The sequence below is a fragment of the Pseudomonas syringae pv. tomato str. DC3000 genome (assembly GCF_000007805.1).
Classification (GTDB): domain Bacteria; phylum Pseudomonadota; class Gammaproteobacteria; order Pseudomonadales; family Pseudomonadaceae; genus Aquipseudomonas; species Aquipseudomonas avellanae.
Window position 1 is genome coordinate 3,215,656 of record NC_004578.1, and the last position, 25,960, is coordinate 3,241,615.

Annotated in this window: 18 protein-coding genes and 1 pseudogene; 15 read left to right on the forward strand and 4 right to left on the reverse strand. The window is 58.6% G+C overall.

The window, feature by feature from the left end; genetic code table 11:
- The first annotated feature begins 60 nt into the window (after nucleotides 1–60).
- The 6 genes and pseudogenes from PSPTO_RS14800 (at nucleotide 61) to PSPTO_RS14825 (ending at nucleotide 8,485) form a co-directional block, all read left to right on the forward strand.
- Complete coding sequence (locus PSPTO_RS14800; protein ID WP_011104238.1) at nucleotides 61–2,661, forward strand: TerB N-terminal domain-containing protein; 2,601 nt, start codon at nucleotides 61–63, stop codon at nucleotides 2,659–2,661.
- Nucleotides 2,642–3,964 (forward strand): helicase C-terminal domain-containing protein, encoded by a 1,323-nt coding sequence (locus PSPTO_RS14805; protein ID WP_057443257.1) that lies wholly within the window; start codon nucleotides 2,642–2,644, stop codon nucleotides 3,962–3,964. The genes PSPTO_RS14800 and PSPTO_RS14805 overlap by 20 nt, the downstream gene beginning before the upstream one ends.
- Nucleotides 3,958–4,323, forward strand: a pseudogene (locus tag PSPTO_RS14810) (2Fe-2S iron-sulfur cluster-binding protein); the annotation flags it as partial. The gene PSPTO_RS14805 and the pseudogene PSPTO_RS14810, both read left to right, overlap by 7 nt.
- Complete coding sequence (locus PSPTO_RS14815) at nucleotides 4,320–5,315, forward strand: FAD binding domain-containing protein (protein WP_010218671.1); 996 nt, start codon at nucleotides 4,320–4,322, stop codon at nucleotides 5,313–5,315. The pseudogene PSPTO_RS14810 and the gene PSPTO_RS14815, both read left to right, overlap by 4 nt.
- 5 nt (nucleotides 5,316–5,320) lie before the next feature.
- Entirely contained in the window at nucleotides 5,321–7,531 is a 2,211-nt protein-coding gene (gene paoC / locus PSPTO_RS14820) for an aldehyde oxidoreductase molybdenum-binding subunit PaoC (RefSeq protein ID WP_011104241.1), read from the forward strand.
- 39 nt (nucleotides 7,532–7,570) lie between these two features.
- Nucleotides 7,571–8,485 (forward strand): LysR family transcriptional regulator, encoded by a 915-nt coding sequence (locus PSPTO_RS14825; RefSeq protein WP_011104242.1) that lies wholly within the window; start codon nucleotides 7,571–7,573, stop codon nucleotides 8,483–8,485.
- A gap of 5 nt (nucleotides 8,486–8,490) precedes the next feature.
- On the opposite strand, the gene PSPTO_RS14830 is transcribed toward PSPTO_RS14825, so the two are convergent.
- The 3 genes from PSPTO_RS14830 to PSPTO_RS14840 form a co-directional block, all read right to left on the reverse strand.
- Nucleotides 8,491–9,279: a carboxymuconolactone decarboxylase family protein gene (locus tag PSPTO_RS14830; RefSeq protein WP_011104243.1), complete on the reverse strand. Its 789-nt coding sequence runs from the start codon at nucleotides 9,277–9,279 to the stop codon at nucleotides 8,491–8,493.
- Nucleotides 9,276–9,767 carry a (R)-mandelonitrile lyase gene (locus PSPTO_RS14835; protein WP_024667893.1) on the reverse strand — a complete coding sequence of 164 codons (492 nt, stop codon included), beginning with the start codon at nucleotides 9,765–9,767 and terminating at the stop codon, nucleotides 9,276–9,278. The genes PSPTO_RS14830 and PSPTO_RS14835 overlap by 4 nt, the downstream gene beginning before the upstream one ends.
- A 120-nt stretch (nucleotides 9,768–9,887) precedes the next feature.
- Nucleotides 9,888–10,244 (reverse strand): hypothetical protein, encoded by a 357-nt coding sequence (locus PSPTO_RS14840; RefSeq protein WP_046463359.1) that lies wholly within the window; start codon nucleotides 10,242–10,244, stop codon nucleotides 9,888–9,890.
- 35 nt (nucleotides 10,245–10,279) lie between these two features.
- On the opposite strand from PSPTO_RS14840, the gene PSPTO_RS14845 reads away from it, so the two are divergent.
- Nucleotides 10,280–10,720 carry a tryptophan-rich sensory protein TspO gene (locus tag PSPTO_RS14845; RefSeq protein ID WP_005740210.1) on the forward strand — a complete coding sequence of 147 codons (441 nt, stop codon included), beginning with the start codon at nucleotides 10,280–10,282 and terminating at the stop codon, nucleotides 10,718–10,720.
- A gap of 17 nt (nucleotides 10,721–10,737) precedes the next feature.
- Here the strand turns inward: PSPTO_RS14845 and PSPTO_RS14850 are convergent, their stop codons facing one another.
- Nucleotides 10,738–11,916, reverse strand: a complete 1,179-nt coding sequence (locus tag PSPTO_RS14850; RefSeq protein WP_011104245.1) for a DUF2252 domain-containing protein — start codon at nucleotides 11,914–11,916, stop codon at nucleotides 10,738–10,740.
- 334 nt (nucleotides 11,917–12,250) lie between these two features.
- On the opposite strand from PSPTO_RS14850, the gene PSPTO_RS14855 reads away from it, so the two are divergent.
- Genes PSPTO_RS14855 through PSPTO_RS14890 form a run of 8 tightly spaced genes read left to right on the forward strand, consistent with a single transcriptional unit; the run spans nucleotide 12,251 to nucleotide 25,930 of the window.
- Nucleotides 12,251–13,621: an SrfA family protein gene (locus PSPTO_RS14855; protein WP_005771451.1), complete on the forward strand. Its 1,371-nt coding sequence runs from the start codon at nucleotides 12,251–12,253 to the stop codon at nucleotides 13,619–13,621.
- Nucleotides 13,622–13,632: 11 nt separating this feature from the next.
- Nucleotides 13,633–16,767, forward strand: a complete 3,135-nt coding sequence (locus PSPTO_RS14860) for a virulence factor SrfB (RefSeq protein ID WP_011104248.1) — start codon at nucleotides 13,633–13,635, stop codon at nucleotides 16,765–16,767.
- Nucleotides 16,764–19,463: a putative virulence factor gene (locus tag PSPTO_RS14865; protein WP_005771455.1), complete on the forward strand. Its 2,700-nt coding sequence runs from the start codon at nucleotides 16,764–16,766 to the stop codon at nucleotides 19,461–19,463. The genes PSPTO_RS14860 and PSPTO_RS14865 overlap by 4 nt, the downstream gene beginning before the upstream one ends.
- A 3-nt stretch (nucleotides 19,464–19,466) precedes the next feature.
- On the forward strand, nucleotides 19,467–20,504 hold the full coding sequence (locus PSPTO_RS14870; RefSeq protein WP_011104249.1) for a hypothetical protein: 1,038 nt from the start codon (nucleotides 19,467–19,469) through the stop codon (nucleotides 20,502–20,504).
- Between the two features lie 26 nt (nucleotides 20,505–20,530).
- Complete coding sequence (locus PSPTO_RS14875; RefSeq protein ID WP_011104250.1) at nucleotides 20,531–22,492, forward strand: vWA domain-containing protein; 1,962 nt, start codon at nucleotides 20,531–20,533, stop codon at nucleotides 22,490–22,492.
- Between the two features lies 1 nt (nucleotide 22,493).
- Complete coding sequence (locus tag PSPTO_RS14880; RefSeq protein WP_005771461.1) at nucleotides 22,494–23,186, forward strand: ABC transporter ATP-binding protein; 693 nt, start codon at nucleotides 22,494–22,496, stop codon at nucleotides 23,184–23,186.
- Entirely contained in the window at nucleotides 23,170–24,393 is a 1,224-nt protein-coding gene (locus PSPTO_RS14885) for an FtsX-like permease family protein (protein WP_005771463.1), read from the forward strand. The genes PSPTO_RS14880 and PSPTO_RS14885 overlap by 17 nt, the downstream gene beginning before the upstream one ends.
- Nucleotides 24,383–25,930, forward strand: coding sequence for an SUMF1/EgtB/PvdO family nonheme iron enzyme (locus PSPTO_RS14890; protein WP_032711012.1), 1,548 nt, complete (start codon nucleotides 24,383–24,385; stop codon nucleotides 25,928–25,930). Before PSPTO_RS14885 ends, PSPTO_RS14890 begins: the two co-directional genes overlap by 11 nt.
- Nucleotides 25,931–25,960 lie beyond the last annotated feature (30 nt).

The window sequence follows — 25,960 nt, forward strand, 5'->3', positions numbered from 1 at the left end:
AGGGAAAATTATCGGATACTGACATTCAGCCAGCATGTAAAACTTCAGGGTAGATAGTAAATGGCAAGGAAGAAGTCGGGTAACGCCGCCGGCAACGGTATTCTGTTCGGTCTCGTGTTGGTTGGAGGTGCAATCGCCTCCGTTCCTAAGAGCGCCTGGATAGCAATCGGCATTGTTGCCGGGGTCGTAGCGATCGTCGGTGGAATCGGCTGGCTAGCTGCTAAAAGAAAAGCACGCCAAGCATCGCAACAGGCCTACCAAGCTCCGAAGCAGAAAATTACCAAGAAGGTTTCGCAAACAGATCGCAGAGAGAATGCGCTGTCGTTTTCGCTTTCAGAAGTCGCCGCTCCCCACAAAACAACGCAAGTAGAGCCCGAATTTTATAGCGTGCAGGTAGAGGTGGCCTCTCTTCCTGAGTTCCGAATCCCGGAACCAGTTTCTCGACGCCCCAACGCAAAATGGATACCCGCTGGAGAAACGGTGACCGTTGCCGAGTTCAGCATCCCCGGCGGATTACTATATGTGGGCGACGTTCTCGGTAGCTACGACGCGCAAGAGCCTTCCCTGATCAACCCGAAGCTGCGGATTGCAAAATCGCACGTCGACGTACAAGAGAGGTTGATGCCCTACTGGCCCAGCTATCACTCCATCTCCCCAGAGGCTAGACGTGGCTACTTGCAGTGGCTTGCTGGCGGACGGAATGACCCAGAGGCAGATACTGGCTACGTCTTCTTGTTCTTCTATGGGCTAGAACGCCGGGCGCTGCTTGACGGCCAGGGCGATTCAACGGCAAGCGCAGAAATCCCCACGATTATCACCGAGGTTCACCGCCTGCTCGCCATTTATGGGGACAACCGATCGTTCAGAGGGTATGCAAACGGCTTTCTCAGTCATATCGGGAGCTCGGCATCTGATCCAAATCTCTACCTCGGTCGGCCGCCTGAAGCAGCTCCAATTGGCTATGAAATGCCATTGCCGCTGCGGATCGCCTTGGGGCAGCACGCAGTCAATAAACATCCTATGGACGCTGACTGGGGGCATGCGTGGGCATTGGGAGATCCCAACATCAGTAAGCGCACGCCAGTCACGCGATGCGGTGACGTGTTCGCGAGCTTGTTCAAACTGCGCTATGACAGCTTCCACCCCAAAGGATTGATACTTCCCCATAACAAAACCAAACTCAAAGCGAGCTATCGTCCAGCTTCCGCGGTACTGCGCGTACCTGCAACTGCGATTGATGATCTACCGGATGTCATGGCGACATCGGCAACTCGCAAGATTATCCAACTCCTAGTCGAGGTTTGTACCACGGAGTTGGAGCCCTACAGCCGATACCTCGGGCGCAATCCAGAAGCAGCAAATACCCTGGAAGGTCTGCTCCAGCTGCCAGTCATGCTGTGGCCGCAGTCGGCGCGAACAGAGCTGGATGACCTGGAAGCCAAGATCGGCGATGACATGATCATCATGAGCTTTGGCGAGTTGGCAGGACGTTTCAAAAGCGCTGGGCCCTTGTCGAGGGACAAAGTCCTTGCGTTGGCTCGTGCTCTTGAGTCGAAGCAGATCGGCATGGAGCCTGATGTGCTGGCCGGTAGCCGCACCCCAAAAGCCGAGGACAGGATCGCGCTGTTCGTCACGCAACCAGAGGATGGTGCACTGCGAGCAACCCCTGCGTACAACGCCGCATCCGTTACCCTGGATCTGGCGAGTGCGGTTGCGGCTGCAGATGGCGACACTTCGCATGAAGAGGTGGCTTTACTGTCTGGCCACATCGACTCATGGAGCCATCTGAGCGTTGCACACCGAAAGCGCCTGAAGGCTCACCTTCAAATCCAGCTACAGCAGCCACCGACACTGGCCAGTTTGAAGAAGCGACTCGATCCATTGCCGATCGACGCCAAGCGCACCATCGCAAGTTTTCTAGCCCACCTCGCGCAAGCCGATGGGACGGTGAGCCCATCGGAAGTGAAGCTACTTGAGCGTGTTTACAAGACGCTTCAATTAGACAGCCAACTGCTATACAGCGATCTGCACGGTGCTGCGGCCGGTTCATCGATGGCATCCAACAAAGCAGCTGGCCCAGAAGCCCAGCAACCGGCTAACGCGGTCAAAGGAGCTACTCAGCCGGCGAACGGCGGCTTCACCCTTGATCATGAGCGCATCGCTCAGTTGCAACGGGAGACAGCAGCCGTATCTGCCCTCCTCGCGCAGGTGTTTACCGAAGATCAGACTGACGACCACTTTAGCGATTCGCCTATCAGCTCAGCCCCCGCAAATACCTCCGAGAGTGCTGCTTGTATCGAGGCAGGACGTGTCGATGAGCAAGTAACCAGCTCTGACATCCCTGGTCTTGACTTGGAACACTCTGCTTTCTTGCGCTTGTTGGTGTCGCGGACGGAGTGGAGTCGTTCCGAGTTGGAGGAAGCCGCCAGCGACATGGAACTGATGCTCGATGGCGCGCTGGAGCAAATTAACGATATGGGGTTTGATCGCTTCAATATGCCAGTCACCGAAGGTGACGACCCTGTAGAAATCAATGCAGACATTTTGGAAGAGCTAACCCTACCCTCAGGCGTTTGGCGGGGATGTGGATGCTTCAGAGAAAATCCTCAACGCCCGCGCCTGGCTAAACTCAGAACCAAAAGTGATCGGACTGCGCGATGAGGGTCTTTGGTCGGACTTGCATGACCGGATTATCGAAGGGGCGTCTTACTTCCGTACTGCGGAGCACTCTGCCCAACAACCCAAAGCCAAGCTCAAGTCCTACGAGACTCAGTTCCGTTCAGGTCACATCAATCTGTTGAGCTGCTCGACCACCATGGAGATGGGTATCGACATCAGCGGTATCACGGCCGTCGCGATGAACAACGTACCGCCCCAGACGGCAAACTACTTGCAGCGGGCAGGCCGGGCGGGACGACGCGGGGAAGGACGCGCGGTTGCGTTAACCATTTGCCGCAAGACACCCCACGACCAGCACGTGTTCGCCAAGCCCCGGTGGCCGTTCGATACAAACATGATCATTCCGGCCGTCTCACTGCGAAGCCCAGATCTGGTCGCGCGCCACGTCAACTCCTACCTTTTGTCTTACTGGCTCAAGACAGTATTGGGGCGAGAGGAGCTCAAAAGCATGACTATAGGCCCCTTCTGCATCGAGGAAGGTGGCGATTCCCTGGCGGGTCGATTCGAAGCTTGGTGCACGAATACCGCGGGCATTTTGCCGGCTGTCATCAAAGGGATTGAGAAGCTGGTTCACCGCAGCCCGCTCGTGGACATGAACTCTGAAACGCTAACTCGCCACACCGCAGCCGCAATGCGAGATGTCGCGCAGAGCTGGAGGGAGGATTACAACAACGCCAGTCAGGAGCTCGGCTACTTCAAAGGCTGCTCAGAAAAGAAGAGCGCGGCATTGCGTGCGCTGAATGCTCAGCTGGAGCGGATCACCGGTGAGTACCTGTTGAGTGAGCTGGCAACTCGCCGGTTCCTGCCAGGTTACGGTTTTCCCACAGACATCGTCAGCTTTAACAACATCATCAGACAGCCCCCGGACAAAGCGCGAGAATACTCGCGCGAAGATAACCGCGGGCGCTACCTAGATCTCGCGACACGAGACCGTGTAACCGGGCTGAGAGAATATGCACCTGGCGCCGAAGTTGTCATGGACGGTTGGGTTTATGAGTCGCGGGGTATCTCACTCAATTGGAGGCTTCCCGCGTCCGAAGAAATCCTGCGTGAAGCGCAGCTTTTCAAGTATGCGTGGCGTTGCTCCCATTGCGGCGCAAGCGGGAGTACCTTTGCGCAACAACCGGGCGACTGCGGGCAGTGTGGAAGTCCCTTGGACGAGCAGGAAGATGTTCTGCGCTATCTGGTGCCTTCAGGGTTCGCGGTGGACTTCTACGGTAAGGATCCGCACACAGATATCAGTAAGCCTACCTATATCCCCGTCCAGCGCCCTTGGCTACGGTGATCTTAGAAGGTAGACGAATCAACTCATGCCTTACGCTTGCAGTCATGCACGAAGGCGACAGCATCACCACCATTGAAGGGCTCGGTACGCCGGACAATCTGCATCCGCTGCAATCGGCGTTCATCAAACATGACGGCTATCAATGCGGTTACTGCACACCTGGGCAGATTTGCTCGGCAGTCGCGATGCTTGAAGAAATAAAGGCCGGCATACCCAGCCACATAAGTAGCGACTTGCTCGCCAAGAGCCCCGTCACCGCCGCTGAAATCCGGGAACGCATGAGTGGCAATATCTGCCGATGCGGCGCGTACTCCAATATCGTCGATGCCATTCATGAAGTGGCCGGAGGTGAGGCATGAAACCCTTCACTTACGAACGGGCGACATCTGTACTGCAAGCGGTGAACGCTGCCGCCAATAATCCGGGATTCCGATTCATCGCCGGCGGTACCAATTTGCTCGATCTGATGAAGCTGGAAATAGAGACCCCTCAGCACCTGATTGATGTAAACGGACTGGCGCTCGACAAAATTACCCCGACCGAGGACGGCGGATTAAGAATCGGCGCCCTGGTGCGCAACACCGACCTGGCCGCTGCGCCCCAGGTTCGTCGAGACTACGCCGTACTGTCCAAAGCACTGCTTGCCGGAGCGTCAGGGCAACTGCGCAATAAAGCCACAACGGCAGGCAACCTATTGCAACGCACACGCTGCGCCTACTTTTACGATACCCATCAGCCGTGCAACAAGCGGCGCCCAGGTGCCGGCTGCTCTGCGATGGGTGGCGCCAGCCGGCAACAAGCGATTATCGGGATCAGCAATGCCTGCATTGCCAGCCATCCGAGCGATATGGCCGTGGCAATGCGGGCATTGGACGCGAAGGTAGAAACACTCAACTCAGACGGTCAAGTCAGGACGATTGCAATCGCCGATCTATACCTGGCTCCCGGCGACACTCCAAACATAGAAAATACCTTGGGTCACGCGGAACTGATTACTGCTGTGACCCTGCCTAAACCCATAGGCGGCAAGCATATCTACTACAAGGTTCGTGACCGTGCGTCCTACGCATTTGCGCTGTTGTCTGTCGCGGCGATCGTGCTGCCCGACCAAACGGGGCAGTTGGCCTTGGGGGGCGTGGCCTACAAGCCTTGGCGAAGCGAAGATGCCGAAGTGTACTTCCCTGACGGCGCGACGGCCGTAACGACACGTTTGCTGGCTGGCGCCAATCCTACCGCGCAGAACGCTTTCAAAATCAAACTTGCAGAACGGACGATTGGTCTTGTTCTTTCCAGCGCGTCTTCTCAAGAAATTACCGGTAGTGCACGGCTGCGGTCAACTGACCAGGAGTAAGCTTCATGAAGTTTGATTCGCCTGCGAGTACAAATCCCATCGATCAAATGAAGGTCATTGGGCAGCCGAAAGACCGCGTTGAAGGCAAACTGAAAACAACCGGCGCTGCAACCTATGCTTACGAACAACAGGCCACTGTTAGCCCCCCTGCTTACGGCTATGTAGTAGGTTCTTCAATCAGCAAGGGACGCATCACTTCAATCGATTCTAGCGAAGCGCGCCACGCCAGCGGCGTCATCGCAATCGTCACCCATGAGAATGCAGGTCAACTGGACAGGGGTGAATTTTACGTTGATCGCGCACTTGCCGGCCCTCAGGTGGACCACTACCACCAGGCAGTAGCAATCGTCGTCGCGCAGACGTTCGAACAAGCCAGAGCCGCCTCGGCTTTGCTTCGCATCTATTACGTCAGAGAGCCTGGCGCTTATGACCTGGCAGCACAGCGAGCGTCTGCCATAACCCCGCCGCCGGGGGCATTTGGCCCTCCTCCGCACACTGCCATCGGAGATTTCGACGGCGCGTTCAAGAAGGCAGCGTTCTCGCTCGAAGGCCACTACACCACCCCGGATCATGCGCACGCGATGATGGAGCCCCACGCGACCATCGCTCAGTGGCAGGGAGAGAAACTAACGTTATGGACGTCTATTCAGCAAATGAACTGGGGCGTCAGGGATCTTGCCAAGACACTGGGCATCCCCAAAGACAACATTCATCTGATCTCGCCTTACATTGGTGGCGGCTTTGGCGGCAAAGGCACGATTCTGTGTGACGCCGTGTTGGCCTCGCTTGCAGCTAGAGCAGCCGGGCGGCCCGTCAAAGTTGCACTTCCCCGCCCGCTCATGTTTAACAACCTGACGCACAGGCCTGCGACGATTCAAAGAATACGACTCGGCGCCAATCCGGACGGCACACTAACAGCCATCGGCCACGAGAGTTGGTCAGGCAATCTGCGCGGTGGTCGTACTGAGGCCGCAACAGCCTCGACCCGAACGTTGTATGCGGGCGCTAACCGTATGACCCGTTTGTACCTTGCCGAACTCGATCTTGCCGAAGGCAGCGCAATGCGTGCGCCTGGTGAAGCGCCAGGCATGATGGCGCTGGAAATTGCCATGGACGAAATGGCTGAAAAACTGGGTATGGATCCTGTGAAGTTTCGCGTCATCAACGACACCCAGGTAGACCCGGAGCAGCCTGATCGCACCTTTTCCAAGCGCCAGTTGGTCGAATGTCTGAACACGGGAGCTGATCGTTTCGGCTGGGCTCAACGCAATCCCCTTCCCGGCAAGAAACTGCATGACGGCTGGTGGATCGGAGTCGGAATGGCTTCCGCGATTCGAGGCGCACCTACAACGAAATCCGCTGCTCGCGTTCGGCTTGACCGCAAAGGCTTGATCACCGTCGAAACAGATATGACAGACATCGGAACCGGCTCTTACACGATCATTGCCCAGACTGCTGCTGAAATGTTGGGCGTTGAAATGGACAGGGTGAACGTCTATTTGGGCGATTCAAGATTTCCGGAGTCTTCAGGGTCTGGTGGCCAATGGGGAGCTGCCTCATCAACGGCGGGCGTTTATGCCGCTTGCGTAAAACTCAGGGAAGTCATCGCTGACAAGTTGGGCCTGGATCCAACAAAAGCGGAATTTATCGGTGGGCACGTTCGTGAAGGTTTGAAAAACCTGCCATTGGAAGAGGCGACAAAGGATGGCGACCTATTGGCCGAGGACGTCATGGAGTTCGGCGACCTGGCAAAGCAGTACGCCCAGCAAACCTTTGGCGCTCACTTTGTGGAGGTTGGCGTAAACGCCGCCACAGGGGAAATTCGCATTCGCCGTCAGTTGGCGGTCTGCGCAGCAGGCAGAATACTCAACCCCAAAACAGCTCGTAGTCAGATCATTGGGGGAATGACGATGGGCGCGGGTGCAGCGCTTATGGAAGAAATGATTGTGGATCATCGGTTAGGTTTTTTTGTTAATCACGATCTGGCCAGTTACGAAGTGCCGGTGCATGCCGACATTCCTCATCAGGAGGTCATTTTTCTGGATGAAGTAGACCCCTATGCGACGCCTCTTAAAGCTAAAGGCGTAGGCGAGCTCGGTATTTCCGGAGCAGCCGCAGCAATCGCCAACGCTGTCTATAACGCCACCGGCATAAGGGTGCGCGATTACCCGATCACACTCGATAAACTCATTGATCATTTGCCCGCTCTGGGCTGACTTTCCCCATGACTAACTGTTTTCGCTTCGGAGTAACAAATGCAGCTAAGCCGCACGAATTTGGCAGACATTGTTTATTTCCTAGCCATCGCTCGGCATCAAAGCTTCAGAAAGGCAGGTCTGGAGGTGGGAATCAGTGCCTCAGCGCTCAGTCATGCCATGAAAGGACTTGAGACGCGGCTTGGCGTTCGGCTGCTCAATCGCACCACCCGAAGCGTTACTCTGACAGCCGCTGACGAGGAGTTGCAGGGCCTCATCAGCGCTCCGGTCAATGACATAGGCCAAGCGCTGGAGACCCTCAACCGGCTACGCGATGAGCCCGCCGGGCGTATCCGCCTGAACGTCTTGAGCGACGGCGCAAAACTACTGCTGGGCCCCGTTCTCCCTGTTTTTATTGATCGCTATCCGGACATCGAGGTTGACCTCACCGTGACCAATAAAATGGTCGATATTATCGGCGACGGTCATGATGCAGGCATTCGCTTTGGTGGGACGGTTCCCGAAGACATGATAGCTCAACGACTTTCTCCCGATGTAGCCTGGGCAGTCGTTGGCGCGCCGGCTTACCTTGAGCGATTCGGCACGCCTAAACATCCAGAAGATCTGCACCAACATCGTTGTTTACGCGTGCGCCTGGGTAATGCGCACATCTACCATTGGCAATTCTCGAAAGACGGTCAACGGATGGAGATTGACGCTCCCGGAGCCATCACGATCGATGAAGCACGCGTTGGTGTCGCGATGGCGATGCGCGGCGCTGGATTGATGTACGTTCTCGCCTCTGTAGTTGAGCGACAGATTACGGAAGGCTCACTGCAGCGAGTGCTTGAAGACTGGACTCACTACGACCCGGGGTTTCACATCTATTATTCAAGCTTCAGACAGGTTCCTGTAGGCCTGCGCCTGCTCATTGACCTCATCCGCGAACTTGAACCTCTAGGGCCACTTCCATAACGCATTCAGCTCGCCTGCCGCTTGGTGAAAACATCGCTAAAGACCGGCACTGCCGAAAATGCGTTAGGCCAGCCAGCGTAGAACGCGAGGTGTGACAGCAGTTCGGAGGCCTCGGTCTGCGTCAGACCATTGTCCATCGCACGATTGAGGTGGTAGCCGATCTGGGCAACCTGACCATTGGCTACTAACGTCGTGACGGTGATCAAGCTACGGTCTCTGGGTGCAAGACCAGGTCGCAGCCATAAATCATTGAACAGCGCGCTGGTGGTGTACTGCACTAACCCAGGTGAAACCGGGCCAACCGATTTGTCGACACTCGCTACGCGGGCATCTTCGGCAGCCTGATCAACAGGCAGAAGGACGGGCGATACCGGAGCCAGTTGATCAGGTGATATACCGTTCCTGCTAAAGACTTCCTTGACGATCGGAGCTGCCTGAGTGGCATTCCCCCAACCCGAGTAAAACGCGAGGTGGTTGATTAATTCCGACAACTCTAAAGGCGTCACACCATTCTTTAGCGCCAGATCTGCATGAGCGGCCAGCTCTGCTGATTGACCTCGAGCAACCAGCACAGCCACGGTAGCCAAGCTTCGATCGCGGGGAGACAACTCTGAGCGTTTCCATACTTCATCAAAGAGTAGTGTGTCGGTGTTGTGAGCCATTACTGGTGAAATGGCGCGCACATCGGCGGAGTTTGGCATGTGAGAATTTTCCTTGGTCATCGCCACGCTGGCTGTGGCGAATGCAGACAAACATATCGCTAAGCTTGCTGCTGAAAATGTGCGAATAATCATAATGAAGCGCCGTACTGGGCTTCGGTGACAGGCTCAAGCCACTCGACACTTTTGCCCTCAAGCACCTCTTGAATAGCCATATGGGTCACGCCAGTGGTGCTCGTTGCTCCATGCCAATGCTTGATGCCGGGGGGCGTCCATATCACATCCCCAGGCTTGATGACCTGTTTGTCGGCGCCCTGTTGTTGAACCCATCCGGTACCCGTCGTGACCACCAACGTTTGTCCCAGCGGGTGGGTATGCCAATTGGATCGCGCCCCTGGCTGGAAGGTGACATAGCCTGCCGAGACCTTCGATGGTGCTTGTGCGGCAAACAGAGGGTCTATTCGTGCGTTGCCCACGAAATGAGTGGGTGCCCCGATTATGGATGCCTGCTCGCCATTTCTAACGATCGTCATGGATTGCGCAGAGGGGGCATCGTCAGCGTGGGCGTTGAATACGATGGTGGCCAATAGGCCTATTGCAGGCATGGCTGATCTTTGACGCATCGGTAGCTCCTTGCTGAGTGAATAGAGTTGCAACCAACCTAATTCATGCCTCTGCATTCAACTACCGGCTTATTGATTCATGCACCGATGAGCAGCACTCAGTAATGCGCACGTGCGCGTTCAGCCATGCCGGGCCGTAGCCTGGAGCTTATTCATAATCCCGAACATGGCGTCTCCCGTCTCCCGTCTCCCGTCTCCCGGGTTTTGAATGGTGTAGACCGGGCCACCATCCGGCCTGCACTCTTTCGACACGCAATCCACGGCCGCATCGGCGACCATTTCGAGATCATCCAAATGCACGAAGGGAGACACGGGACCCTCGACCCATGCACCATTTGCTTCAGGAAGCCGCCAGACAAGCGCCTGACCGTTTGGCAGGGGGGCAACGGTTTCAGCCAACTGCGATGGCCTCGCTCGCCAGTCAAAAAATCGGATCTTTCCAGCGCGTAGACGTCCAATCTTGAGATCGCCACTCATCCAACGCCCTGTAGCGTTTCAACCCAGGAAACCCCATGACCTTCTTCATCTTCCTTCTAGCCTGCTCCGCCGCCGCCGCAACCGGCATCATCTTCAAACCGGGCGCATGGTACGAATCCCTTCAAAAACCTGCCTTCACCCCACCAAACTGGGCATTTCCGGTGGCGTGGACCACGATCTATCTGCTCTTGGCCTGGGCAGGATATCGTCTCACCCTCCTCCCCGGCAGCCAGACCGTGCTGGCGCTATGGGCCGCTCAAATTGCACTGAACACCTTATGGACCCCGGTATTCTTTGGCGCAAACCGCATCGCCGCCGCGATGGTGATTCTTGCCCTGCTGTGGATCGTTGTCGCCACAATGATCGTGATGGCATTGCAGCTGGACATCATTACAGGTCTGATTTTGTTTCCCTATCTGGTGTGGCTCTCGGTGGCTGCGGCGCTGAACTTTTCTATTCTGCGCCACAACCGATAATCGCCTGCTCGAGTGCACTACAGCGCATAGCGCCGGCAATGTTCCAGATAGCCTTGCTCGTGGCTGCCCACCAGTTGAACGACGCTCGACCATAACCAGGATGGAGCGTCCAGGGTCTGGGATCGATTCGTTTGCAGATCCCGGATCCACGCCGCGCGTGTTGCCAGGTCCATCTGCCTGGCGTGGGCAATACCGACGACTTTCGCGAGGTATGCGGCCGCTTGCATGGCCTCCTGCTGGGTGAGTTCATCAAGTTCCAGCTTCATATCCTGAGGGAGCAACTCGCGTATGAAGAACGAGTGATCCAGCATGCGTACGGCCACCATCCGGCTTCCCAGCCCTGGTGAAAGATGCCGTGCGCCCTCCATTACTCGTTTGCCATTGTCTCTGGGCATACGCGCTCTGGCAGTACGCGGCGCCGCAGCGGCCACCGCTTCCTTGATGTCCAGCAGGCAGAACTCTTGATCATCTTCATCACCGACGCCCATTAGCACTGCGTAGCGAAGCAGCCCCAGCGAGCTGCATCCCTTTACCCAATACGCAGAGTCGAGTAACTGCACATGGTCATCATGGGACCTGCCTTTGATCGATGTCACCAGTGCATGAATCTCCGGCGTCGTGCAGAGCGCTTTGATGGCTTCGCGCTCCGCACGCGAGAGTGCCCAGAAATGCTTGCCCAGTGGAATGCTGGGTTGAGTGTCCTCGAAGCGCTCCTTGGCGAGATGCTTCCATGTGCGTTGTACAGCGCTACGCATCCCGATTTTTACTTGTAGCGGGCGCTCAGGCTCTTCATCGCCATCGCCCATGAAAGCCTCCTCGTAGCCTTGCATCATCTCTTCCAGCATGCGTGCCGTTGTGACACCGGGCAGGTCCGAGCCGCGAGCAGCCGTTGCCAGCGACAACCCCAGCCTCACCAGGTCGTGAGCAGGATTGCCTATCACGGCTTGATCAAGGTCGCGTATGTGCATGTCTATGCGCCCTTTTGAATCGCCTGTTGGCCCCAGATTGCCGGCATGACAGTCCCCGCAAATCCAGACCGGCGGGCCGCTGGGCAGACGCCTGCCTGACTGACTGTGAAGCCACTCGTAGAACTGCGCGGTATTGCCGCGAACGAACGCATGCGCTGAGCGCGCCATCTTCAGATTGCGAAGGTTAGTCAGGGTCTTGAGGCGTGCGTTGGGTCGAGGCGTTTTCATTGGAAAACCTTGAAGAGAGTTACTCCATTGACTCGTGGTATCGCGTGAATGTTTCAAGATATTTCAAATTTGATGGGCACCTCGTTTTCATTGCTTAAGACGCTCTCGACTGGCAACTTCATTTCAAAACCAGTGCATTTGGCAGCCGTTCAAATGCACTGGTAACCAGGCTGATATGAGCAATTCAACTATAGATCCACCCCAGCGATACTTCCAAAACCGTCAACCCACCCACCATATAAAAATTGACACAAACGGCAATTTGCCACTAATGTGGCGGCCTGCCGACGTATCACCGTCAGCCAACGGATTGAATTGCAAGGGAATGTTTAGTATGCACGGTGCGCTCCTTCGTACTGGCAAAAGCGATGAATTCATCGCTGTAGGCGAAACCGGGCAACCTGTCTACAAGGCCGCGTTGCAACTGATTGCCGCCCTCACCCGCAAATCGCCGTCCCTGGTGAATTTCCTTGCCGTGCCGAAAAGCAACGAGCAAGGCAGCGTCATCGACTGGTACAGCCCGATTCAAGGTGATGTAGTGCCCTGGAGTTCGGCGACTGAGGCCGAGCGTGACGTCGCCAGAACCCAGCTGAACCATTTCAAGACGGCTATCGCCGAGATGAGCGCGTCGCTGGTGCAGGCCGGCAGCAAAGGCGGCCAGAGCGATCAAATTATTTTCGGCAAGCTGTTGGGGCTGGTTCCGCATGCTCCCGCTGACAGTTACGTTTATCTGGTCGAAGCCACACGCACCAACGCAGAAGGCGCAGTCGAGCGTTACAGCCAGCCGATTCTGACGTTTTGGGGCTTTGTACAGAATGAAGGTGATCGACACCGTGATCCGCTTTATTTTCTGACGCCCCGAGCAGCAACCCCCGCACCCTCCCCCCTGCCAACCACGCCCGTGCCGGAAGCTCCGGCCGTGCTGCCGTTTGTTGCCGAGCCGGCTCGGCCCTGGTGGCGGCGTTTCTGGTGGCTTTTGCCGTTGCTGCTGATCCTGGCGCTGCTGCTGTTTGGTCTGCTGAGAGGCTGTTTGCCAACAGCCACCTTGCCTGTTGTGGATGTGACGTTACCCACTGTGCCGGTCACCACAGAGAACATTCAGCTGAAAGACCCGGCGATAGAAAGCAGTGTGGTCAGCGCTGCGCCATTGCCTTCTACCGCGAACGTATCCACCGGCGAGCCTTCTTCCGGAGCGCCCGTCGAAGCCCCTGCGGCAGCGCCGATGCCCGAGCCTGAGCCGCAAGTCAGCGAACCTGCTCCTGCCGAGCAGCCTGAGAAGCAAGTGCCGCCACAGCCACCAGCGCCCAGCGCCGAACCCGCCCAGGCCAGCGCCCCAGGCGCGCCATTGAGCATTCCGCCTGGCGCTGCCGAAGGGCCTGCCGAGTTTCTGAACGGTAATTACCGCGCCGGTGCCGGGATCATGGATGCCAAGACTTCCAGGCCGTTACGGCTTGAGTACGCGTTCGAAAAAGGCCAGGGCAAAGTCACCATCCGACGCCCGGATGGCGTGTCTTGTTCCGGCGCGATCAACGCGGCCATGAACGGCGGCAACCTGGCGTTGAACAGTCAGGCACAGGCCGACTGCACTGACGGTAGTGGCTACGACATGCCTCAGGTGTCCTGCAAGCCGGGTGCCCAGAGCATCGCCGACTGCAACGGTAACTATGGCAATACCCAATTCCCCATGTCCATGCGGCGCGAATAAAGGCTGTACCCATGCTGCCAGAACTGACGCAATTTGAAGACACCGTTCACCTGATCAATGACAGCGGAATCCAGTTCCTGGACTTCGCCGTCAAACTGGATCTGCGTAACGAGCCTGCAGGACGTTTTGCGAAAATGGGCAATACGCTCATTTCGCGTCTGCTGCAGAACCAGGAAACCAAGCAGTATTTCCACTTCGGGCCGGTGGGCACAGCCAACCAGTCCGGTGAGCGTCTGGCGCAATCGCAGGCTCAGGAGCGTCTGGTCAGCGAAGTCGACGACGAAGACCTCACGCTGGGTATGCAGTCCAGTTTCAAGCTGCTGGATGGCTTGTGGCTGCCCGCGCCGGTGTTTCGTTTTCTGCCGCCACAGCGTTACGACGAAGGCCCGACCAACTGGGCACGGGTTCGTCTGATCGAGCTTGAACAGCCTGATGTTGATGGCAACACTCACCGTCTGACACTGGCATTCGACACGCGCTCGATGGCGTCGGCAACCGGCATGCAATACCTGGCACCGACCCGGGACGACATCAATGCCGGTTCGTCCTTTCGCCTGGCGTGCCACGCGCGCCAGAGCCGCTGGTTTCTGGACCAGAAATGGGTGCAGGACTGGCTGGCGGAAATCTACCGTGAAGGCAACCGGCATCGTCCCAGCGAAGACGTTGAAGAAGAGCTAGTCGAGCAGCGCCACATTGGTCACTACCTCAACCTGCTGAGCCTCATGGCCAAGCCTATTCCCGAGCAGCGCAGCAGCGAACCTGCACGCGTTGTCGTCCCGGAAATAAAGCTTGCCGCCAATGGCGCAGACTCGATAGACCCGCCTATTCAGGTGGACCTGGTGCTGGATGTGGGCAACTCGCGCACCTGCGGCATTCTGATCGAGAACCACGGGCAGTCAGGCGACGGGATGAAGCACAACTACATCCTGCAGATTCGCGATCTGGTCAACCCTGAGCGGGTCTACAGCCAGCCGTTCGAGAGCCGTGTGGAGTTCGCCCAGGCCTCGTTCGGCAAGGAAAACTTCTCGGTCCAGAGTGGCCGGCATGATGCGTTTCAGTGGCCAACCATTGCCCGGGTCGGTGTCGAAGCCGGGCGTTTGTCTGGCCGTCGGCGTGGGACTGAGGGCTCTACAGGCCTGTCGAGCCCCAAACGCTACCTGTGGGACGAAAACGCCTACACCCACGGCTGGCGCTTCAACAATTCCTACGTGCAGACCGACAGCGAGCCCAAAGCGACCGCCGCGCCGTTCTCGCACAAGATCACCAAGCTCGGTCAGGCGTTCTACAAGCTCAAGAATGAAGACGACCGCCTGCCTGCGTTCTCGCCGCAATACTCGCGCAGCTCGCTGATGACATTCATGCTCGCCGAGGTGCTGACGCAAGCGCTGTTGCAAATCAACAGCCCGGCGCAACGCACTCGCATGGGACACACTCAGCGGCCTCGCCAGTTGTCCAGCATCATCCTGACCGTACCGCCGGGGATGCCGCAGGTAGAGCGCAGCTTGCTTAACGACCGGCTGCTTCAGGCGCTGGCGCTGGTCTGGAAATGCATGGGCTGGCACGAAGGCGACCTCGACCCGAGCAAGGCCAAGGGGCTGAATTCGCCCGTGCCTGCGCCTCGTGTGCCGTTGCCGCGCATAAAAGTGGAGTGGGATGAAGCCACGTGCGGTCAGCTTGTCTACCTGTACACCGAAATTCGCGAGAACTTTGCCGGCCACGCACAAGAATTCTTCGACACGCTGGCACGCCCGGACAAGGCCAATCGCGAACATATCACTCTGGCAAGCATCGATATCGGCGGCGGCACTACCGACCTGGTCATCACTGATTACTCGCTGGAACGCGGCGCTGAACAGGCGAGCGGCAGCAACGTTTCGATCATCCCCGAACAGCGCTTCCGGGACAGCTTCAAGGTGGCCGGCGATGACATCCTGCTGGACATTATCCAGCGTTTTGTACTACCCGCTCTGGAGCAAGCGCTCAGTGACTTTGGTGTGGTTTCGCCGCGCTCGCTGCTGTCGCGACTGTGCGGCGACGAAAGCACCAGTGCCCAGGAAGCCATCCTGCGCCAACAGCTGAACCTGCAAGTGTTTGTGCCGCTGGGCCTGCGCCTGCTCAAGGACTACGAAACCTACGACCCTGAATTGCCAAGCCCTGTTCATGACTACCGTTTTGCTGATCTGTTGGAAAAAGAGGCGATCAGTGACCGCATTCGCGAATACGTGGCCGGTGGCGTGCGACGCATTGATGGCGGTCGCGATGGTTTCGAGCTGGGTCAGGTGGTACTGCGTATCGATCTGCCAGCCATTCATCAGGCCTTCCTCAAAGGCCAGATCAACCTGAGCAAGATCCTCGACGCGCTGTGTGAAGTGGTCTTCCAGTATCCGTGCGACGCATTGCTGCTGACCGGTCGCCCTTCGCGCTTGCCAGGCGTGCAGGCTTACATACGCCGCAAAGTGCCCCTGCCACCGGGGCGCATCGTTTCCATGAACGGTTATCGCACTGGCGGGTGGTACCCCTTCCACCGCAATGGGCAGATTGACGACCCCAAGAGCACCGCAGCGGTTGGCGCGATGCTGTGCCTGCTCAGCGAGCAGCGCAAGGTGTCGAACTTCTATTTCAGCGTTGGCCGGCTCAAGCCGTATTCGACCATGCGTCATATCGGCAAGCTGGACGAAAACAACCTGGTCATCGACCACGACATGCTGTATCGCGATGTGATCAAAAGTGACGCACAAGGCAACGAATTCCTTCAGTTGCACGAGCCGCAGCTCGATGGTCCGCAGCTGCGGGTGCTGGGTAAAACACGCCTGGGTTATCGACAGCTCAACGCCGAGCGCTGGGTTGCGGCGCCTTTGTATCTGATCGAACTCACCGAGCGCGGCACGCGAAAACTGGTCGGCAAACCGACCAAGGACGGCAAGGAAGCCTGCCTGCTGCTGCGTTTTCGTGTCGATGGCGCAGATGCCGACCGTGGCGATGCGGAGATCATCGCTGAAACCCTGGTGATCGACGACAACATCGAGAGCAACACCGGTGAGTCCTTCGATCGCAAGGACGTGAAACTACAGCTCTACACCATGTTGAGCGCCGAAGGTGGTGCCTCCAACTATTGGCTCGACAGCGGGAGCGTGAGTCCGAAATGACTACTCTGACCACCAGACAGATACAACTCGCCCACGCTTGGACATCCGTTCATACAGGCGCTGGCCTGGCCCTGGACTGGGTCGCCGATGTGGCCGAAAAGGTCGAGGAAATCGCCACCAAGGCCGACGCCCTCAGCCGTGACTTGCACCGCGCGCGCAACCTGTCCCGCAGCCTTGGGCGGGTCTCGACGACACCCATGGGTATCGGTTTCTTCGGCTTGTCTCAGGCAGGCAAGAGCTACCTGATTTCCGCTCTGGCGGCGGACGAGAAAGGCCAGTTGCTGACCCGGCTGGGTACTCAGCAACTGGACTTCATCAAGCACGTGAACCCGGTGGGCGGCGGTAAGGAGGCCACCGGTCTGGTCACGCGGTTCACCCGCACCGCCGCGCCAAGTCTGGACCCGCACTTTCCGGTGGAGCTGCGTCTGTTTCGCGAGGTCGAGATCGCCATCATTTTGGCCAACGCCTGGTTTGAGGATTTCGATCATCAGCGCTTGAACAGCCAAGTCACCGATGCGCAGATCGATGCCCTTTTGCAGCGTTTCGAGGGGCAATTGGCAGCCGCTCCGACACCTGGCGTCAGCAGTGACGACGTGGTGCTGCTATGGGATTACCTGGAGCACCATTACGCTAACGCCATGCGCCCGCTGAACGCCCGTTATTGGCCTTGCGTGGTCAAACTGGCGCCGCGCTTGTCGGCACGCGAGCGCGCTCAATTGTTCGAGCCGCTGTGGGGCGGCATCGGCAAAATGACCGAAACCTATGAGCAACTGGCCTCGGCCCTGCACCGCCTGGGGCTGGCAGAGACAGTTTTTGCGCCCATCAGCGCGCTGGTCACCGAGCGCGATGGGCAACTGGTACAAAGCAAAAGCATCATCAACGTCGACATTCTCAGCCGTCTTGGCGGCAGCGCGGACTCGGCCATCGAGGTACGTCCGGCCAGTGAAGGCACTTTGCGCCCTGCCGTGTCGGTGAATCGGGCCGAACTGGCGGCGCTCACCAACGAGTTGATTTTTCGCCTGGATAACGAACCGGCCAACGCCATCGTCAATAGCGTCGATCTGCTCGACTTCCCGGGCTACCGCAGCCGGCAGAAGCTGATGAGCATCAACGAGGCCAGCGAAGTCGACAGCAATGGCACCGCCAACAATCCGGTCGCCAGGCTGTTGCTGCGCGGCAAGGTCGCTTACTTGTTTGAGCGTTACACCAACGAGCAGGAAATGAACGCGCTGGTGATGTGCACCAGCACCTTCAAGCAGAGCGAAGTGGTGAGCGTCGGTCCGGTACTCAAGAGCTGGATCGACAAGACCCAAGGCACCAGCCCCCAGCAGCGCGATGGTCGGGCCAGCGGTCTGATCTGGGCGTTGACCATGTGTGACGGCTTTATCGGCGGCGCGCTCAACGGCGAGGTTGTGCAGTTTCCCGAAGGTTGCGACAACATGCTCAAACTGACCATGATCGAGCGATTCGGCAACGAAGACTGGATGAAACAATGGGGCAGCACGCCTTTCAAAAACACCTATCTGGTGCGCAAGCCGCGCTTCAAGACCAGCTTCATCGAGTTGGCGGCGGACGGTGAAGAACGCGCTTACAACGACTCATCGCACTCTGCGTTACAGGCATTGCAACAAGCGTTCAGCAACAGTGAACTGGTCAAGCGCCATGTGGCAGAACCGCAGGACGCCTGGCAGGCAATGCTGACACTGAACGACGGCGGCATGACTCGTTTCAGCTCGGCGTTCAGCCCGATTGCCAACATCGACTTCAAGTTACAGCGTATTGCCGAGCAACTGGACGAGTTGATGGTGCAATTACTGCCGCGCCTGGAGCAGTACTACGAAGCCGGTGGCGAAGACGAACGGGCCAGGAAGAAGGTTATCGCCAACCTGATTGCCCGCCCGTTCGCGACCACGCCGCACGGCAAACACGTGCTTGGCGAACTGCTCGGTTACATGTCGTTGCCGGAACAGCAGTTGCGCGACCTTTACCTGAACGGTGATTTCGCCAGCCCTGCCAGCGACGCCACTGCACCGGTGCAGGCCGTCGGCAAGCCTGAAGTGGAATACGACATATTCGGCGAGGCCATCGCAGCCACTGCCACGGTGGAAATACCCGCGGCACCGGCCGTAGCGCCGCAATACCAGAGCCACGAACACCGTTTCGCCCGAGCGGCCTTCGACCTGTGGGCAACGCACCTGCGCAACCTCAGCCGTCGCCAGCACCTGCTGGACCTGTTGGAGCTGCCTGCCGAGGCCATCGCCCTGCTGGTCAAGGAACTGGTGGTCTGCGCCGAGCGCCTGGACTTGCCATTGCAGCTCAGCAACGCGCTGCTCAAGCGCGCCCAGAGCGGTGTGCGCAAAGAAAACCTGGTGCAGCGCCAAGTGCTGACCGCGCAACTGCTGCTCAACGACTTCGCCGCCTGGTTCGGGCACACCGCCCAGCCGGCGGGTCAGCGGCCAACGGGCCTGCTGGGTGCCAAACAACCGCTGTTTGCTTTTTATCAAAAGGAAATGCCAGGGCGCTTCCCGCACCTCGCAGCGCAAGCCGACGACCAGAGCGTGATTTTCGCCGATGACTGGATTTCTGGCATTGCCATTCATACCCAGAAAAACGTCGGCCACCGCAAGGGCAAAGAAATCACTCCTGAGCAGAACGAGGCCATGGGCCGCGTCATCCAGGCGTTCAAAGCGAGATAATTCATGTCCATCACCATCAAACTCTCACCGCTGGCGAGCCCGGTTCCCGGCAGTGGCTTTCTCCAGGTACGTGGCTGGGAGCATGACGCAGGTAATCTGGAATTTGCCATTCAGCGCAACCAGGACGATTACTACCTGCAACACAACCAGCAATGGGCCAATGCGCCCTGCTGGTTCGCCCAGCATTTTGTGGAAGACGCCCATGGCGATTCGATCAGCCATGAAGTAGGCCCTGACATCGTCGACCCGCTTCTGCAGAACTCGGTCACCGGGGTATTCAATTTTCGCCTGCGCAACCCGGACGGCAGTGGCGAAGACGATAACCCAATGAAATTGATGGAGGGCCTGGCCCTCTCCGGCGCGGGCAGCGCCACCGGTCCTGGTGCCGCGCAAACCACTGTCAGTATCGCCCCGGCACAACCGACCGTGCAGCCAGTGCCAGAACCTGCCCCGGCTCCGCAGCCTGAAACCATCGAGCAACCATTGCCGGAGCCGATTGTCGAGCCTGTACCTCCGGCACCGGTGCCCCAAGCCAAAAACCGTACGGTGCTGCTGCTGATTATCGGTCTGGCATTGCTCGCCATCATCGCCGCAGGGCTGTGGTTCTGGCTCAAGAAGCCGCCTGCCCCCGAGCCAACTGCTGCTGCCGCTGCAACGACTCCTGCCGATGTCGCGTCTCCTCCGGCAGCGCCCGCCGCGCCTTGCAGCGTTGAAGCGTTGAACACCGAAAACGAGTTGAGCTTCGTACAAGGCTGCATCAAGCAGGCCCCTGACAGCGCAACACTGTTGAACGTCATCGGCCTGGCCAAAAGCAACAAGCAATGCGGTGTCGCCCAGCGGCTCTACGCCAATCGCGCCCAGGCCGGCAACGTCGAAGTGGCTCAGGCCTACGCGCGTGAGTACGACCCCAAATACCTGCAACCCAGCGCCTGTTTCACTGCGCCGGACAATGCCACTGCCGCTTACTGGTATGAAACCATTCTGGGCTATCAGGCAGACAACGCAGAAGCCGTGCAACGCCTGAAGGAGCTCAAGCCGTGACCGTGCGCCCTTTTTCACTGACCCTCATGGCCTTTTTGTGCGTAGGTGCCGGCCTGGTCTCGGCGGCCGACAAACCGTTGCTGCAGGAAGGCAAAAAGACCCTGTTTCAGCGCGTGCTGACCACGCCGGGTTGCCACCTGAGCCCTGCCGCCGGCGGCCCTGCCGGCGCCGAGCAGCCTCCGTTCAGCCGTTTCTACGTTTACGAGCATGCCAATGCAGGCAATGCCGAATGGATCAAAGTGGGGCCGGACAGCTTCGGTAATACCTCCGGGTGGCTGCCAGCATCGTGCACCGTTGACTGGAAAATGCAGCTCACCCTGGCATTCACTAACCCGGCCAACCGCGACAGGCTGATGTTTTTCAAGGAGCGCAAAACGCTTGAAAGCATTCTGGACGCACCCGACCCGGTAAGCCTCGTCGCCCCGCTACGTGCCAAGCTCAAGCAGAGCACGGTGGCACCTGGCGTGCTGGCCCAGGAGCCGGAATACTTCATCGACATGCAAAAGCAGTTTTATCTGCTGCCTGTACTGAGCGGCGAAGAAGTCATGACCGAAGCGGGGTTTCGCACTCGCATTCTCAATGTGGCGTCGGTGAGCAAGGCCGACGCAGTCGCAGCCGCTCAGCAGGCCCAGTCCGGGGCGAGTCAGGGCCAGAACCCGGCCCAGACAGCGGCAAACGCCACCAGCCAGCTCAAAGAGTTTAGTGCCGCCGTGGTGTTCGTGATCGACTCGACCATTTCCATGGACCCGTACATCGAGCGCACTCGGGAGGCAATCGCCAAGGTCTACGCGCAGATTGCCAAGGAAAACCTCGGGCGTCAGGTGAAGTTCGGCCTGGTCGCGTTTCGCTCCAGTACCCAGGCGGTGCCGGGGCTTGAGTACGTGACCAAAATGTATGCCGACCCCAATACCGTAAAAGACGGTGCAGACTTCCTGGCCAAAGCCGCAGGCCTGAAGCAGGCCAAGGTGTCGAGCAAGAGTTTCAATGAAGACTCCTACGCAGGTGTGATGCAAGCCATCGACAAGGTGGACTGGAGCCCGTTCGGCGCGCGTTATGTGGTCTTGATTACCGATGCGGGCGCGCTGGATGGCGATGACAAGCTGTCCGGGACCGGGCTGAACGCCGAGCAGGTCCGGATCGAAGCCAGCAACCCGGGTGTGGCCATTTACACCCTGCACCTGAAAACAGCTGCAGGTGCCAAGGACCACGCCAAGGCAGAGGCGCAGTATCAGGCGCTGTCCACTTACACGGGCACCAACACTTCGCTTTACTACCCGGTTGACGCGGGTGATCTGAATGCCTTTGGCAGCAAGGTCGATGCGCTGGCCAGCGCTATCACCGGTCAGGTCAAAGCCGCTTATATGGGTGACGACGCGATTGGCAGCGCCATGAACTCCAAGCCTGCGCCCGCCGAACAGAAGATGCTCGATGACGCCGCGCTTATCGGCCATGCCATGCGCCTGGCCTACCTTGGCGAAAAGACCGGCAGCCAGGCACCACCGGTGTTTCAGGCGTGGATCGCCGACCGCGACCCGATCAAGCAGAACGTCCCGACCACCGATGTGCGGGTATTGCTGACCAAGTCACAACTCAGCGACCTGAGTGATGTGCTCAAGAAAATCCTTGATGCCGCCAACGAAGGCATGATCTCCCCAAGCGAAATGTTCGAGCGGCTACGCTCGGTCGCCGCGACAATGGGCACGGACCCCAACCAGCTCAAGCAGAACGGCACCGCCAAGCTGTCGGAACTGGGTGTGTTGGGCGATTATCTGGACGATTTGCCCTACCACAGCGAAGTGCTCAACCTGGATGAGGACACCTGGAAAAGCTGGGACGGTCTTGCGCAAGAGAAATTCATCCGTACGTTGTCGACCAAGCTGCGTCACTACCAGGTCTACAACGCCGATGTGGATCGCTGGGTTCCATTGGCCGAAGGCAGTGATGCGCGTGACAACGTGTATCCGGTGCCCCTGGAAATGATGCCCTGACATGCTCCAAATCAAAGGACTGAACGTGCAGCGAGGGAGCGGCACACAGGCACACCGGGTGCACCTGCCCGAGCTGAACCTGGCGCGTGGGCAGGTGGTGGCGATTACCGGCGAAAGCGGCTGCGGCAAAAGCACCCTGCTTGAAGCCCTTGGTTTGCTGCTGGCCCCTCAGAGCATCGCGCAATACAACCTTGATGGCGTGGACATCGCTGCCCTGCTGGCAGCCGATGATCAACCGGCACTGGCGGATGTGCGGGCGCGCGCGCTGGGTTTCGTCCTGCAAAGTGGCGGGCTGCTGCCGTTTCTGAACATCCGCGACAACATCAATCTGCCCCGCCGGTTATCGGGGCTGGACAGCAAAAGCGATCATGTCGACCGGGCCATTACTGCGCTGCGTCTTGAGCCTTTGCTGGACCAGTTGCCGCAGGCGCTGTCGATCGGCGAACGTCAACGCGTCGCCTGCGTGCGCGCCATTGCCCATCTGCCTCGCCTTATTCTGGCCGACGAGCCTACCGCAGCGCTGGACCCGCATAACGCCCGGCAGTTGTTTGAACTGCTGTTGAGCCTGGTCGACGAACTAGGCCTGAGTGCGCTGATTGTCTCGCACGACTGGCAACTGGTGGATAGCTTTGGCCTGCCCCGCTTGAACGCCGTCAGTGTGGCTGGGGAGACGCGTTTTGAACCGGCCTTTTAAGCGTCTTGGCCTGCTGGCACGCCTGGCCATTGCAGACCTGTGGCACGACCGTAAAGTGTCGCTGTGCATTGCCGCTTCGCTGGTCGCCGTGATCGCGCCGTTGCTGCTGCTGTTCGGCCTCAAACATGGCGTGGTCGGCCAACTGCAGGCAGAACTGCTGCGCGACCCACGCAACCTTGAAATCAAGTTGCTCAGCAGTGGCAACTACGACGAGCAGTGGCTGAACAGGCTGCAACAGCGGCCCGAAACCGGCTTTGCCCTTGGCATGACCCGCTCGCTCAACACCCAGGCCGACCTGATCGGCAGTCGCGGTCGCTTTGTCGACAACGCCGAAATCCTGCCCACCGGGCCGGGTGACCCTTTACTGGCTGCACAGGCCATGGCCATCCTGCCGGGCCAGGTGATTCTCAGCAACGCCGCTGCCGAGCGTTTGGCGCTGGTCCCCGGCGATACGCTGCGTCTGGCCGTGCAGCGTCGTCTGGACGGCGCGCCCGAACGAGGCGAAACCACGCTGACGCTGGTCGCTGTGTTGCCGGCAGCCCGCTTTTCCAGGCCCGCCGCATTTGCCCATCCCGATCTGTTGCTGCAACTGGAGCATTTTCGAGACGGTTTTGCGATTTCTGCCCTCGGTGCCACCCGCGGTCAGGCAGAAGACCAGCTTGCGCCCCGCTACGCCCGCGCTCGTCTGTACGCCCGTGACATCGACAGCGTCGCGCCACTGGAGCGCTGGTTGAACGAGCAACATATCGAAACAGGCAGCCGGCTGGCCGATATCGACAATGTCAAAGCCATCAATCACGTGCTGAGCGTGATCTTCGGCGTGATCGCCGGGGCCGCTTTGCTGGGCTGCATCGCTTCGCTGATAGGCGCCTTCCTCGCGAACATCGATCGCAAACGCCGCAGCCTCGCCTTGTTGCGGCTCATGGGCTTCACCGCGCCCGCAGTGGCGGGCTATCTGGTCCTGCAGGCATTGCTGCTGGCCGTAGTCGGCTATGTCGGCGGCCTGGGGTTCTACTTTGCCGGCAGCGAGGCGTTCAATCACCTGCTGGGCGGCCAGCGCATCACCGGCGGTTTCATTTGCCAGATCACCCCGTTGCACGGCCTTGCCGCACTGGCGCTTGCGCTGGTGGTATCAGCGCTGGTTGCGCTGGCAGGTGCCACCCGAGCCATCCGAATTCAACCTGCGGAGAGTCTGCGTGAACTCTAGACACTGGGGCCATTTGCTCTTTGTACCCTTGACCCTGATCAGCCTTCAGACGTTTGCCGCTGCCTGGGAAGAGAAACTCTACAACCCGATGCCTGACGCTGAAGACGTCGTGCTGCCGATGCCCTGTGACGGCGCGATGGTCTTTCGCAAGGTGTACATCCCGCTGGCTGGCCCTCTGGATGACTACCCCGTCAATATCGGCGGCGACAACGCTGAATACGGTTACGTAGAGCAAACTCATCCGGCGTTTATCGCAGGAAGCTTTACCACCGAAAAAAATGCCAAATCGCGTTACTACCTCTTGGCGAAGTACGAAATGACGGTACTGCAATACAGCGCACTGACTCAGGCTGAATGCCCCGCGCCGTCGAACAAGCAGCGCCTGCCCGTGGTGTCGCTGAGCTGGATGCAGGCGATGGAGGCCGCCGATAAATACAACATCTGGCTGCGTGAAAACGCCGCCGACAAACTGCCGAAAGAAGATGGCGTGGCAGGGTTCTTACGCCTGCCTACCGAGGTGGAATGGGAGTTTGCCGCGCGCGGAGGGCTGAACGTCAGCACGGCGGAGTTTCGAGACCTGCGTTATCCGATGCCGGAAGGCGTAAACGCCTACGAATGGTTTGCCGGAACGCAATCGGCCAATGGCCAGTTACAACTGTCCGGCTTGCTCAAGCCCAACCCGCTCGGTCTGCACGACATGCTGGGCAACGTCGACGAGATGATGTTCGAGCCGTTCCGACTGAACAAGCTCGACCGCCAGCATGGCCAGGCTGGCGGCTATGTCGTGCGCGGCGGTGATTTCCGTACAGCACAGGGCGAGCTGCGAAGCTCGCTGCGCAAAGAGCGCAACTACTACGACGCCAAGGCCGCAGCCACCAGTAAAACCACCGGCGTGCGTCTGGCGTTGGCGTCCAGCACGCTGACCTCTCGCGAGCGCGTCAGCAGCATCGAAACCAGTTGGAAAAAGCTCGGCACCGGCAGCGGTGACACCAGCCAGGGCGAAGACAAGAGTGCCGTGCAGGCGCTGGGTACACTGGCCTCCGGCGTCGCCGACGAAGCCTTGAAAGAGAAACTCAAGGCCCTGGAAAACCAACTGCGCGCCAGCAACCAGCAACAGGAAGAAACCCGCGACCAGGCGATCCGCGCCAGCCTCAACCTTGGGGCCTTTCTCTGCACAAAAATGCTTGACGATGGCAAATACCTGGACTTCCTGCAGAAGAACTACGCGCTCAATTGCTCGGCCGCAGAGCAGGACGCCAGTTGCCCGATGCGCAAAGGCAAGCTCGACGAACAGAAAGACCGACTGCACAAGCTCAGCCGTTATTACGCAAGCAGCCTGGTGGACTCCGCCACGCTCTACGGCGAGCCGCTGCTGGCCCGGCAAATACCGGTCATGGGCGAAATCATCAGCCGCAACGAACAACTCAAAGAACTCAAGCCGTACTTGCAGACCCACTGGGTCAATCAGCAGGCATTTCTGAAAACCCAGAAGATCGACACCGACGCGTGGCTAAACCGCTGCAAGGCAGTCCAGTGACTCGACGTCAAGCTTACTCAAGGAGCAACA

Coding starts and splice junctions, on each gene's coding strand:
- PSPTO_RS14865 (WP_005771455.1), top strand. CDS start 16,764: ATGACTACTCTGACCACCAGACAGATACAACTCGCCCACGCTTGGACA.
- PSPTO_RS14815 (WP_010218671.1), top strand. CDS start 4,320: ATGAAACCCTTCACTTACGAACGGGCGACATCTGTACTGCAAGCGGTG.
- PSPTO_RS14825 (WP_011104242.1), top strand. CDS start 7,571: ATGCAGCTAAGCCGCACGAATTTGGCAGACATTGTTTATTTCCTAGCC.
- PSPTO_RS14845 (WP_005740210.1), top strand. CDS start 10,280: ATGACCTTCTTCATCTTCCTTCTAGCCTGCTCCGCCGCCGCCGCAACC.
- PSPTO_RS14880 (WP_005771461.1), top strand. CDS start 22,494: ATGCTCCAAATCAAAGGACTGAACGTGCAGCGAGGGAGCGGCACACAG.
- PSPTO_RS14875 (WP_011104250.1), top strand. CDS start 20,531: ATGGCCTTTTTGTGCGTAGGTGCCGGCCTGGTCTCGGCGGCCGACAAA.
- PSPTO_RS14860 (WP_011104248.1), top strand. CDS start 13,633: ATGCTGCCAGAACTGACGCAATTTGAAGACACCGTTCACCTGATCAAT.
- PSPTO_RS14850 (WP_011104245.1), bottom strand. CDS start 11,916: ATGAAAACGCCTCGACCCAACGCACGCCTCAAGACCCTGACTAACCTT.
- PSPTO_RS14835 (WP_024667893.1), bottom strand. CDS start 9,767: ATGCGTCAAAGATCAGCCATGCCTGCAATAGGCCTATTGGCCACCATC.
- PSPTO_RS14830 (WP_011104243.1), bottom strand. CDS start 9,279: ATGATTATTCGCACATTTTCAGCAGCAAGCTTAGCGATATGTTTGTCT.
- PSPTO_RS14870 (WP_011104249.1), top strand. CDS start 19,467: ATGTCCATCACCATCAAACTCTCACCGCTGGCGAGCCCGGTTCCCGGC.
- PSPTO_RS14840 (WP_046463359.1), bottom strand. CDS start 10,244: ATGAGTGGCGATCTCAAGATTGGACGTCTACGCGCTGGAAAGATCCGA.
- PSPTO_RS14800 (WP_011104238.1), top strand. CDS start 61: ATGGCAAGGAAGAAGTCGGGTAACGCCGCCGGCAACGGTATTCTGTTC.
- PSPTO_RS14855 (WP_005771451.1), top strand. CDS start 12,251: ATGCACGGTGCGCTCCTTCGTACTGGCAAAAGCGATGAATTCATCGCT.
- paoC (WP_011104241.1), top strand. CDS start 5,321: ATGAAGTTTGATTCGCCTGCGAGTACAAATCCCATCGATCAAATGAAG.